Annotated in this window: 10 protein-coding genes; all 10 read left to right on the top strand. The window is 36.8% G+C overall.

Annotated elements, in window-relative coordinates; genetic code table 11:
- Window positions 1-79: 79 nt before the first annotated feature.
- The 10 genes from VBD025_RS11905 (at window position 80) to VBD025_RS11860 (ending at window position 12798) form a co-directional block, all read left to right on the top strand.
- Complete coding sequence (locus tag VBD025_RS11905; protein WP_430785725.1) at window positions 80-1222, top strand: acyl-CoA dehydrogenase family protein; 1143 nt, start codon at window positions 80-82, stop codon at window positions 1220-1222.
- Between the two features lie 22 nt (window positions 1223-1244).
- A complete protein-coding gene (locus VBD025_RS11900) occupies window positions 1245-2876 on the top strand; it encodes an AMP-binding protein (RefSeq protein WP_430785723.1) in 1632 nt (543 codons plus the stop codon).
- 42 nt (window positions 2877-2918) lie between these two features.
- The gene (accC, locus tag VBD025_RS11895; RefSeq protein WP_430785721.1) at window positions 2919-4292 is read left to right on the top strand and encodes an acetyl-CoA carboxylase biotin carboxylase subunit; all 1374 of its coding nucleotides are present in this window, start codon (window positions 2919-2921) and stop codon (window positions 4290-4292) included.
- Between the two features lies 1 nt (window position 4293).
- On the top strand, window positions 4294-4506 hold the full coding sequence (locus tag VBD025_RS11890) for an acetyl-CoA carboxylase biotin carboxyl carrier protein subunit (RefSeq protein WP_430785719.1): 213 nt from the start codon (window positions 4294-4296) through the stop codon (window positions 4504-4506).
- Between the two features lie 42 nt (window positions 4507-4548).
- A complete protein-coding gene (locus VBD025_RS11885) occupies window positions 4549-5448 on the top strand; it encodes a hydroxymethylglutaryl-CoA lyase (protein ID WP_430785717.1) in 900 nt (299 codons plus the stop codon).
- 15 nt (window positions 5449-5463) lie between these two features.
- Window positions 5464-6246, top strand: a complete 783-nt coding sequence (locus VBD025_RS11880; RefSeq protein WP_430785715.1) for an enoyl-CoA hydratase — start codon at window positions 5464-5466, stop codon at window positions 6244-6246.
- 20 nt (window positions 6247-6266) lie between these two features.
- Entirely contained in the window at window positions 6267-7796 is a 1530-nt protein-coding gene (locus tag VBD025_RS11875) for an acyl-CoA carboxylase subunit beta (protein WP_430785713.1), read from the top strand.
- A gap of 172 nt (window positions 7797-7968) precedes the next feature.
- Complete coding sequence (locus tag VBD025_RS11870; protein ID WP_430785711.1) at window positions 7969-8433, top strand: flavin reductase family protein; 465 nt, start codon at window positions 7969-7971, stop codon at window positions 8431-8433.
- A gap of 72 nt (window positions 8434-8505) precedes the next feature.
- On the top strand, window positions 8506-8979 hold the full coding sequence (locus VBD025_RS11865; protein WP_430785709.1) for a CBS domain-containing protein: 474 nt from the start codon (window positions 8506-8508) through the stop codon (window positions 8977-8979).
- 201 nt (window positions 8980-9180) lie between these two features.
- Window positions 9181-12798 carry a dynamin family protein gene (locus VBD025_RS11860; RefSeq protein ID WP_430785707.1) on the top strand — a complete coding sequence of 1206 codons (3618 nt, stop codon included), beginning with the start codon at window positions 9181-9183 and terminating at the stop codon, window positions 12796-12798.
- Window positions 12799-12805: the final 7 nt, after the last annotated feature.

The following is a 12805-nucleotide window of genomic DNA, read 5'->3' as shown; positions in this document are numbered from 1 at the left end:
GTAATCGCTTTCATTTTTTAATAACTCACACAGACCAACCAGTCGGTCTTAGTGATAGTTTAATTAGGAGGAAGAAAACATGAATTTTGAATTGACGAAAGAACAATTAATGATTAAAAAAATGGTCCGTGATTTTGCTGAAGAAGTGATAAGACCTAGAGCTATAGATATAGATGCAAAAGCGGAATTCCCAGAAGATATTTTTAAACAAATTGGGGAATTAGGATTATTAGGGATACCATTTCCAGAAGAGTATGGTGGAGCCGGAGCAGATACCGTTTCTTATGCATTAGCCGTAGAAGAAATTGGTCGAGTATGTGGCAGCACTGGTTTAAGTTATGCTGCGGCAGTATCCCTCGGAGCCAGCCCGATTTATTATTTTGGAACCGAAGAACAAAAGAAAAAGTATTTGACGCCGCTGGCTGAAGGTAAAAGTCTTGGATCTTTTGGCCTGACAGAGCCAAATGCTGGATCTGACGCGGCAGGAACTAAGACAACTGCTGTTGTAGATGGTGATGATTTTATAATTAACGGAGAAAAATGCTTTATTACAAACGCAAGCTTTGCATCGACTATTATAGTTACTGCAGTAACAGGAAAAGATGATCGAGGAAAAAATATTATTAGTGCTATTATCGTTCCTACTGATGTAGAAGGCATTGCGATTACTAGTAATTATGAAAAAATGGGTGTACGTGGTTCTGATACAGCTGAGATTATCCTGCAGGATGTTCGTGTACCAAGGGAAAACTTATTAGGTGATCCACAAAAAGGATTCAAACAATTTTTGCATACCCTGGACGGTGGACGCATTTCCATAGCTTCACTGGCACTGGGAATAGCACAAGGTTGTCTTGACAAATCGCTGGCTTATGCAAAAGAACGCAAACAATTCGGTAAATCTATCTCAAGCTTTCAGGCGATTCAGTTCAAGCTTGCAGATATGGCAATGGAAATAGAGTTGGCTCGTAATATGATTCATAAAACTGCCTGGTTAAAGGACCAAGGAAAAGTCTTTACGAAAGAGTCTGCTTACGCAAAGCTGTTTGCGAGTGAAATCGCAAGTAAAGCCGCTAATGAAGCTATTCAAATTCATGGTGGTTACGGATATATGCGTGAATATGAAGTTGAACGTTACTTACGCGATGCTAAACTAATGGAAATTGGTGAAGGAACTTCTGAAATACAACGCTTAGTAATTGCTCGACAGTTAGGACTTTAAAACAGTTGAAGGGGGTAAATTCATGACTTTATTAAACCTGACCGTAGGAGAGTTATTAGAGAAGCAAGTGAATTTGTATCCGAACCATGAAGCTGTTGTTTATCCTGAGTTAAATTTACGTAAAACCTATAAAGAATTTGATGATATGGTCAATCAAGCTGCAAAAGGATTTATCTCTTTAGGTATAGAAAAAGGTGAAAATGTAGCTATTTGGGCAGACAATAAGCCTGAATGGATCACTTCACAATTTGCAACTGGTAAAATGGGCGCAGTATTAGTAACAGTTAACACCAGTTATCAGGCAAAAGAATTGGAATATTTATTGAAGCAATCAGAGTCATCGACTTTAATCTTAGCTGAAACGTACAAAGGTACATCCTATGTGGACGTTTTAAAACAAATATGTCCTGAACTTGATCATGCAGAAAAAGGTAGAATTAAATCACCTAATCTACCACATTTAAAAAATATTATCGTGTTAAGTGATGAGAAATACACGTTTGGATACAACTGGAATGAAGTTTTAGAAATGGGTAACCGCGTTTCTTACAATGAGTTAAAACAAATACAGGAAACATTGAGCCATCACGATGTGATAAATATGCAGTATACCTCAGGCACTACCGGTTTTCCTAAAGGCGTGATGCTAACACACTATAATATTGTAAATAACGGAAACCAAATTGCAGACTGTATGAAATTAAGCAGTGAAGATCGATTATGTATTCCTGTACCATTTTTTCATTGCTTCGGATGTGTTTTAGGTGTTTTGGCCGCTGTATCTAAAGGGGCTACGATGGTAATTTTAGAACAGTTCGAACCGGAAAAAGTGATGAAGGCTGTTTCTGATGAAAAATGCACTGGCTTACATGGTGTCCCAACTATGTTTATCGCAGAACTTAACCACCCTAAATTTGAAAACTATGATTTTACACATTTACGTACTGGAATAATGGCAGGTTCAACGTGTCCAATGGAAGTGATGCAAAATGTAATGGACAAAATGGGTGCGAAGGAAATCACGATAGCTTATGGGCAAACAGAATCATCGCCAGTCATAACACAGACAAAAACCGATGATCCAATCGAGCTAAAAGTTAGTACCGTCGGTAAGCCTCATCCAAACGTTGAAGTTAAGGTAATTATACCTGGTTCAGATGAGGAACAACAGACAGGAAAGCCTGGTGAGTTATGTACACGCGGCTATCATGTAATGAAAGGCTATTATAACAATCAAGAAGCTACCCAAGCAGCTATAGATGATGAAGGTTGGCTGCATACTGGCGATTTAGCTGTCATGCATGAAAATGGGTACCTAGAAATCACCGGCAGGATGAAAGATATGATAATCCGCGGAGGTGAAAATATTTATCCGCGTGAAATTGAAGAGTTTCTTTATCAACATCCTGATGTACAGGATGTTCAGGTTATTGGACTTCCCGATAAGAAGTATGGGGAAGAAGTTATGGCATGGATTATTTTAAAGGAGAAAACGAATACCTCTGTCGAAGATATTCGTACGTTCTGCGAAGGGAATATCTCCCATCATAAGATTCCAAAATATATTGAGTTTGTGGAAGAATATCCAATGACAGCAAGTGGAAAAATTCAAAAGTTCAAATTAAAAGAGCTGGCTATTCAACTCCTTGAATAAAGGAAAATGAATACCAGGACCAGATAGGTAAGGAGAGAGTCGATGATTAAAAAAATACTAATTGCAAATCGTGGAGAAATTGCTGCACGGATTATCCGAACGTGTAAAAAAATGGATATTCAAACTGTTGCCGTTTATTCAGAAGCTGATCAAAAAGCACCATATGTTGGCATGGCTGACGAAAGCTTCTTAATCGGACCACCGAGGGTAAATGAAAGTTATTTAAATGTCGATAAAATTATTAGCATTGCTAAGAAAGCAAAGGTAGATGCTATACATCCTGGATATGGATTCTTAAGTGAAAACGGACAATTCGTAGAGAAATGTAATGACGCTGGGATTATTTTTATTGGACCTACCAGTGAAGTAATGGAAAAGATGGGAAGTAAAATCGAAGCAAGAAATGCAATGAAACATGCAGGTGTTCCTGTCGTACCCGGGACAGATGGTGTGGTAGAGACTGTGGACGATGCACTTATTATAGCTAAGGATATTGGTTATCCAATTATGCTTAAAGCCTCTGCAGGTGGTGGAGGAATTGGCATGCAGGTTGTTAATTCAGACACTGATCTAGAAAAAGCATTCGAAAGTAACTCAAAACGTGCACAAACGTTCTTTGGTGACGGAGCAATGTTTATGGAAAAGAAACTTGAAAATGCTCGTCATATTGAAATTCAGTTATTAGCAGACCAGCAAGGTAATGCAGTGCATTTATTCGAACGTGACTGTTCTATTCAGCGTCGAAATCAAAAAGTAGTGGAAGAAGCACCATCTCCATTTATTTCAGAGGAAACGCGTGAGAAGATGGGAAAGGCAGCTACTGATGCTGCTAAGGCTCTTGGATATACGAATGCGGGAACAATAGAATTTTTGGTCGATATGAATGAAAACTTTTATTTTCTTGAAATGAACACACGTATTCAGGTGGAGCATCCTGTAACTGAAGAAATTACTGGGCTAGATATTGTAAGAGAGCAAATTAACATATCAAACGGAGAACCACTTACCTTTAAGCAAGATGAATTATCAATTGACGGACACGCGATTGAAGTCAGAGTCTATGCAGAAGACCCTGTAACATTCTTTCCGTCACCAGGTCATATTAATACACTAAACGCACCTACTGGTGAAGACATTCGTAATGAATTAGCTGTTACGAGTGATTATGATGTTACTCCATACTACGATCCAATGATCGGTAAATTGATAGTTAGTGCACAAACAAGAGAGCAAGCAATTTCGAAAATGAGAGACGCTTTAACTAATTACCATATAGATGGTATAAAAACGAATATTCCAATGTTAAGAGAAATCATGGACATGGAAGCATTTATAAAAGGTGGAGCAACTACTGCTTTTGTAGACGAGCATTATTTACCTATGATGAAATCGAAGAAAAACGAAGGAGGAATTTAAAATGGAAGAAGTAAAAGCGTCAATGGCTGGAAGTGTTTGGAAGATCACGGTGGCCCAAGGTGAAAAAGTAACAGAAGGACAAGATGTAGCAATTCTAGAGTCAATGAAAATGGAAATACCTATTGCGAGCGAAAGTGATGGTACGGTGAAAGAAATAAAGGTAGCTGAAGGCGATTTTGTCAATGAAGGAGATACAATAGCTATTATTGAATGAAAATAATATAAATAAAATAAAGAATAGTTAGGAGGGTTGCGATTGAACTTTCCAGAACATGTATCCATAAAAGAGGTTGGCCCAAGAGACGGATTGCAAAATGAGTCGGAAATGGTACCGACAGATGCGAAAATCGAATGGATCAATATGTTATCAGAAACTGGTGCATCCTATATCGAAATTTCATCTTTTGTGCATCCGGATTGGATACCACAGTTGAAAGACGCAACAGAGGTAGCGAAGAAAATTAAACGAAATCCAGATGTTACATATGCAGCTTTAGTCCCGAATCATACGGGACTGGAGCGTGCTTTAGAAGTGGATATTGATGAGGTTTGTTTATTTTTATCGGCCAGTGAAACTCACAATAAGAAAAATATAAATAAAACTATTGATGAAACGTATCCCATTTTAGAAAGCGTCTCCGCTGATTCCAAAAAAGCAAACAAGTCCATCCGAGGCTATGTGTCAACAGTATTTGGATGTCCCTACGAAGGTGAAATTGACACTAATAAAGTTATAACTATTTGTGATAAACTTTTTACGATGGGAGTGGATGAAATTTCGATTGGAGATACAATTGGAGTGGCTGATCCTGCTCAGGTTGCCAGGGTACTGGAACAATTGCTGCGTTATTTTCCAAAAGAAAAATTGGCCATGCATTTTCACAACACAAGAGGAACAGCTTTAGCGAATGTTCTAGTGGCGCTTGATTATGGAATTACGAATTTCGATAGCGCTGTGGGAGGACTTGGAGGTTGTCCATACGCAAAAGGAGCTTCAGGTAATCTTGCTACAGATGACCTCCTGTACATGCTTCATCGAATGGGAATAAAGACCGGAGTAAATGAAAATAGGGTCATTGATGCTGCGTTAAATATTGAGAAGTATGTAAAAAATCTATCAAGTCATCAAATGAAAATTTTAAAAAGTGAGCGGTAAGGAAGGAGAAAGCATGTGTCTGAACTTATAACTTTCACAAAATTAGATGATCATATTGCCCTTCTAACGCTAAATCGAGCAGAATCGGCAAATGCCTTGTCAAAAGCTTTACTTGATGAATTAAATATATACGTAAAAAAAATAGATCAGGACCCTACTGTGTACTGCACTATTATTACTGGCGCTGGAGAAAAAGCATTTTGTGCAGGTGCAGATTTAAAAGAGCGCAAAGGAATGAATGAAGACCAGGTGATTGATGCAGTTCGATACATTGGTGAAACAGTCTCTAATATTGCCAAGATGAAAATGCCGGTTATTGCTGCAATGAATGGTGTTGCCTTTGGTGGTGGACTTGAACTTACACTAGCGTGTGATATTCGTATCGCAGTTGACTCTACTAAGTTTGGGTTAACTGAAACGTCACTTGCCATTATACCAGGAGCTGGAGGGACACAACGTCTTACCAGGCTAATTGGTCTAGGCCAAGCAAAACGTTTAATATTTACAGGAATGCCTGTATCTGCTGAAGAAGCATTAAACATAGGGTTAGTTGAACAATTAGCTGTTCAAGATAATTTACAAGAAGAAGCAGTAGCGTTCGCTAAACAAATAGCTAAAAATGGACCAATTGCCTTGAAACAGGCGAAAACAGCAATTGATAAAGGAATACAAACAGATTTAGACACTGGGCTAAAAATTGAAAACGAGTGTTATAGAGAAACCATTCCAACTGCTGATCGATTGGAAGGACTAGCAGCTTTCAAAGAAAAAAGAAAACCAGTATATAAAGGTCAATAGAATAGAGCAGGAGGTTTCACATGTCGTATGTAGAAGATTTACAAAATAAAGTAGATAAAATTAAGAAAGGTGGTCTTGAAAAATACCACCAAAAAAATGAAGAAAAAGGGAAATTATTTGTTCGTAATCGCCTTGAACTATTATTCGATGACGATATGGATGTAGAAGATGCTTTTTTTGCTAATTGCATGGATGATACCTTACCATCTGATGGAGTGGTTACAGGAATAGGTCGTATAAATGGCCAAAAGGTTTGCGTTATGGCAAATGATTCAACAGTTAAAGCAGGTTCCTGGGGGAAGAGAACAGTTGAAAAAATTATCCGTATTCAGGAGACTGCAATGAAATTGGAATTGCCAATGTTTTATTTGGTGGACTCAGCGGGAGCTAGAATTACTGATCAAATAGAAATGTTCCCAGGCAGAAGAGGTGCAGGTAAAATATTTCATAATCAGATAAAGCTTTCGGGTCGAGTTCCCCAGGTTTGTCTTCTATTTGGCCCATCTGCTGCGGGCGGAGCCTACATACCAGCGTTCTGTGACATCGTAGTGATGGTTGACGGTAATGCCTCGATGTATTTAGGTTCACCGCGAATGGCAGAGAAAGTAATCGGTGAAAAAGTTTCACTTGAAGAAATGGGTGGCGCTAAGATGCACACTTCCGTTTCAGGATGTGGAGACGTTTTAGCTAAGACTGAGCAGGAAGCAATTTCGTATGCTCGTAACTATATTAGCTATTTTCCAGCTAGCTTTAAAGATAAACCTAACGTAATGGAAACAAAAGAAATTAAAGAATTCGAGAAAACTATTTCAGAACTTATCCCTGAAAACCAGAATGCTCCATTTAATATGTATGATTTTATTGATCGAATTATTGATGAAGACAGTTTTTGTGAAGTGAAGAAAAGATTTGCTCCAGAGTTAATAACGGGATTATCACGAATTAACGGCAAGTCGGTAGGGATAATTGCGAATCAGCCTCGAATGAAGGGGGGAGTGTTATTCCCTGATTCAGCTGATAAAGCAGCTAAATTCATTCAGTTATGTGATGCGTTTAATATTCCACTATTATTCTTAATGGATATCCCTGGATTTATGATTGGAACGAAAGTTGAGCGGGCTGGTATTATCCGTCATGGAGCAAAAATGCTTGCATCGATGAGCGAGGCTACTGTACCTAAAATTTCAGTTGTTGTACGGAAAGCATATGGGGCGGGTCTCTATGCAATGGCAGGTCCAGCATTCGATCCCGATTGCTGTCTTGCATTACCTACTGCTCAAATAGCAGTAATGGGACCAGAGGCTGCAGTAAATGCTGTCTACGCTAATAAAATTGCTGAGTTGCCTGAAGAAGATAGACCAGCATTTATTAAAGAGAAGCAAGATGAATACAAAGATAATATTGATATTTATCGACTAGCATCCGAACTTGTGGTAGATGCAGTTATCCAACCAGATAAACTAAGAAGCGAGCTAGTAAAACGGTTTGACATGTATGAATCTAAAAACATTACATTTACAGAGCGAAAACATGGTGTTTACCCGGTATAATTAACAAAGAAAGCCTTGATAGCATATACATGTTATCAAGGCTTTCTTCTTCAATAACAATATGTAGAGTTTAATATAATATTGTTATGTAAACAAGCAAACAACTTAATTTATATTTTTCTAATTAAATGCTATTCTGAATAAAGTGTAGAGAAAGGAAGTGAGATACATAATGGATGCTCGTTTTTTTCGAGATACAATGGGGAAATTCGCAACTGGTATTACGATTGTCAGCACCAACTATAAAGGTGAAGTAATTGGAATGACTGTAAATGCATTTATGTCCGTATCATTGGATCCTAAACTAATTGCTATTTCTATAGATGAGAATGCGAAAATGTACGATAAATTACAAGAAACCAAACAATTTGGATTAAGTATTTTACGTGAAGAACAGAAAGAACTATCCATGATCTTTGCTAAACAAATGAAAAAAGATCGGGAGATACCATTTGTATTGCAGGATGGAGTTCCGGTAATTGATGGTTCAATCGCTACTTTATCCTGTAAGGTAAAAGATACCGCTTTAGCTGGAGATCACATGATATTTATTGCAGAAGTGACTGAAATAAAAGCAGATACTGGGGAGCCGATTCTTTATTATGGAGGTAAGTACAGAACAGTTAAACCAGAATAAAAGAAGGAAACTTACATTCCTTGTCGAAGTAATAATGTATATAGCTATTACACCAAAAAGGATGGTAACAATATGAATATCAAGGATTTTATGATTTCAGATGTAATTACAGCAACGGAAAGTATGACGATAAAAGAGCTATTGGCATTATTGGTAAGTCATAAAATTGGCGGTGTTCCTGTTGTAGATGAAAACAATGACCTTCAGGGAATGATTAGTGATGGTGATGTCATTCGTTATCTGCAGCCTCGAGGAAGAACAGTTTACGACATGTTTGCACTAGTACTCGTGAGCGAGAAGGAAGATCTGCTGCATAAATTGGATTATGCTGTCGATCATAAAGTTGAGAATGTTATGTCAGGCAAAGATATTTTAACAGTCCACCCAGAAGATAAATTGGAAAATGCCATTGCAATTTTCTCGAAACACAGACTTAAAAAAATCCCTGTTGTAAATGATGAGAATAAACTAGTTGGCGTCGTAAGCAGAGGAGATGTCATTCGTTATATATCCACTACATTAATCTCAAAAATTGAAAAAGAATAATTTAGAAAACTCGGCTTATCGCCTAGCCTAGATTGCACTTATACAGGAAGAAAGGATTTATACTTTCTTACCTGCCAACAAAAAAACTATTTGCTTAAATCACTGCAAATAGTTTTTTTGTCGAAATTTCTAGAAATTGCAGTCAACAATCCGTATAATGAATGTATATGAATTGCACAACTAGAAGGGATTTGTACCATTTTGGATATATTAAAGGATCACTATCAACCTATTTCGAAGGATCATTTTGCGTCCTTATATACATTATTTCTAAATCAAGGCGATGCGAAACAAGCAGAGAATTTACTTGATTTATATGAAAAAATGAATAATAACGAGTTCATTATTAGTTTTGCCGGTCATTTTTCTGCTGGTAAATCGTCGATCATTAATGAAATATTAGGAAAGTCGATGTTGCCCCAAAGCCCAATACCTACGAGCGCTAATTTGGTTAAGTTAAACACAGGCGACGGATTTGTTCGTGTGCACTTTCATCAAGAGAATACAATTGAATACAGTGAACCTTATGACATTAACGTTATTAAAGCGTACTGCCAGGATAAGGATACTATTAAAAAGATAGAGATAAGTTCGTCTGATTCTATTCTTCCTCCTGATACTGCAATTATGGATACTCCTGGAATTGATGCAGCAGACGATGCTGACCGTTTACTAACAGAGGGGTCCTTACACGTAGTCGATGTTATTTTCTATGTGATGGATTACAACCATGTACAATCGGAGGTTAACCTGGAATTCTTACAAGGAATCCAAGAGAAAAATATACCTTTCTTTTTGATAATTAATCAAATCGACAAGCATAATGACGATGAACTCGCGTTTTCGACATATAAAGACAAAATCAAACAAACGTTTGATCAATGGGAAATATATCCAGAAAGTATGTTTTATACTTCATTAAAGAATGAATCCATCAGCACAAATCAATTTAATGATTTGAAAAGATTTATAAATGAATTAGTAACAACAAAAAAAGATGCTTATTATTCGTTAGACAGATCGGTAAAACAAATAATAGAAGATCATACTCAATTTGTGGAAGATCAGCACAATGAAGTAATTGAAACCATTAAATCTGAAACGGATGATTTCGAATCAAATATAGAGCGCACGGCAGAAATCAAAAGTGAGATAACTAACTTGAGAAATAGAGCGAATGAATTTGATAAAGAATTCCATCAAGTCATAAATTCGACTCTGCAAAATGCTTATATTATGCCAGCAACTCTTCGTGATCAAGCGACAGCATATTTAGAATCCCGACAGCCTGAATTCAAAATCGGTTTAATTGGTTCTAAAAAGAAGACCGAGACTGAGAGGAATCGTCGACTTAACGATTTTCTACATCCTTTACTGGAAAACAGCGAAAAATTTATTCAATGGAAGATTCGCGATAAAATAGTGCAGTTAATGAAGGATTACCATGTGACGGATCCACAATCAATCCAGGAGGTGCAGAACCTATCTATCGATTTTACGGATGAAGACCTTGAATCTCTAATTAATCCTGGAGCAACTGTTAACGGAAAATCGTTACTAAATTATACGACAGATGTAAGTAATGAAATTAAAGAAAAATATAAAAAGAAAACGATTAAAATAGAAGAAAGCTTACTTTTACGTATCAAGGATCAGAATTCGGAACAAATTCAAACGCTGCAAAGTGAATTAATCAAACTGGAAAATGCAACTGAAGCAAATAACAAAATTGCTGACCTAAAAAACGATTATGATAAACAAATTAAAAAATTAACAGAAACGTTTTTAAATCCGAGTCCAGCAAGCAATGACCAAATTAAATTAGAAGAAAGTATGAAAGAACGTTCAAACGTAACTAAACAGGACACACCATTATCAGTTAATGTTAAAGAGAATAGTTCTGCGTTAATTCAAAATAACGAGACGGACGGAGATACAGCCAATTTTTCAGTTGAGCGTGTAGTAGATAGTATAAATCAAACGATCGAAGTTACCGATTCGATTCCTGGTTTTGATCAAATCATAAGTGAACTGAAAAATAAACGGGATAAGTTATCAAACCGTTCTTTTACCATTACATTATTCGGCGCATTCAGTGCAGGTAAATCATCTTTTGCTAATGCTTTAATTGGCGATTCAGTTTTACCAGTTTCGCCAAATCCTACTACTGCTGCAATTAACCGAGTTGCTCCCGTTACGCGGACAAATCAGCATGGTTCTGTCATAGTTACATTAAAAAAGGAACCTACGATCATTAAAGATTGTCTCGCATTATTAAAAGGTTATGGGCCAGAAACTGAGTCTCTGGAAAATCTGTATAATTGGCTGGTCACATCAGATATTAGTGAATTACCAAAAACACAACAGCAATACCTGCAGGCAATTGTTCAAGGTTATGAATTCATGAAAAACCACATAGGTGAGCAAATCGAATCAAATGTGAATCATTTTTCCATTTACGTAACAGATGAAACGAAAGCTTGTTTTGTAGAATCCATTGACCTATACTATGATTGCCACATTACGCAGCAGGGAATTACGTTAGTGGATACGCCTGGGGCTGACTCTGTTAATGCGAGACATACAAATGTTGCATTTGACTATATTAAGCACGCAGATGCTATACTTTATGTAACATATTATAATCATGCATTATCCAGAGCTGACAAAGATTTTCTTATGCAACTGGGGCGTGTGAAAGAATCTTTTGAGCTCGATAAGATGTTCTTTATTATCAATGCAGCTGATTTGGCAGAAGATAAACAAGAGCTTACATTAGTTGAAAACTATGTCAATGAACAATTATTACAATTAGGAATACGTTTTCCGAAGTTATTTCCAATTTCGAGCCGCACTGCGTTAGCTAACAAGCTCGCAAAAGAATCCTTGAATGATTATATGTATCATTTTGAAAATCAGTTTTACCAGTTTATACATCATGATCTAACAAAGCTCAGTATTGAGTCCGCATTATGGGACATGGATCGTGCTTATACGTCTATTAAGAGCTACGTATCTTCTGTTAAGATGTCTGAGCAGAATAAAATGCAACGAAAAGAAAGCTTACTCGAGAAAAAAGATAATGTGTTTCAGGTTATCGATACTTTTAATGATGATTCCTATTTGAAAGCAATTTCACAAAAAATTGATAAGCAATTGTATTATGTATTAGATCGGTTAGCTATTCGCTTTCATGATATGTTTAAAGAAATGTTTAACCCCACTACCATTCGAGAGTCAGGTAAAGCAGGTAGAGTTCAAATGGAAAGTAGTATGAGAGAGTTATTGGATTATGTCGGTTATGAGCTTCTGCAAGAACTAAGGGCAGTGGCCTTGCGAGTCGAATCATTAATCCGTGAACAAGTTGGGGAAATTAATAACCTGCTTAGCGACAAGGTTAAAAAGATTGACGGCGATTTCTCCTTACCAAACGATAATGAAGTTGAATTATTAACTCCAGAATTTAATCAAGCGTTTAATGAACTAGAATTAACCGTTTTTAATAAAGCATTAACAACATACAAAGGTACAAAATCATTTTTTGAAAAAAATGAGAAGGAACAAATCAAGGAATCCATCTTTTCAATCCTTCAACCGCAAGCTGATAAATATATTGCTGCTAACAAAAAGTTAATGATAGAAGCATATGCAGATCAATGGTCAAGCGTAATGAACCGTCTAAAAAAAGCTAATAAAGAAAGTATCGGTTCGTATATCGACGGTTTGCTTCATATACTATCGAACAAAAACAATGAACTAGAACTAAACAGGAAAGAAAATGAACTCTCCATTATTATGAAAAGGTATGAAGATAGATAAGAAGGAG

The sequence above is a fragment of the Virgibacillus flavescens genome (assembly GCF_050574275.1).
Lineage (GTDB): Bacteria > Bacillota > Bacilli > Bacillales > Amphibacillaceae > Virgibacillus_F > Virgibacillus_F flavescens.
This window is presented reverse-complemented; position numbering and strand designations above follow the sequence as displayed.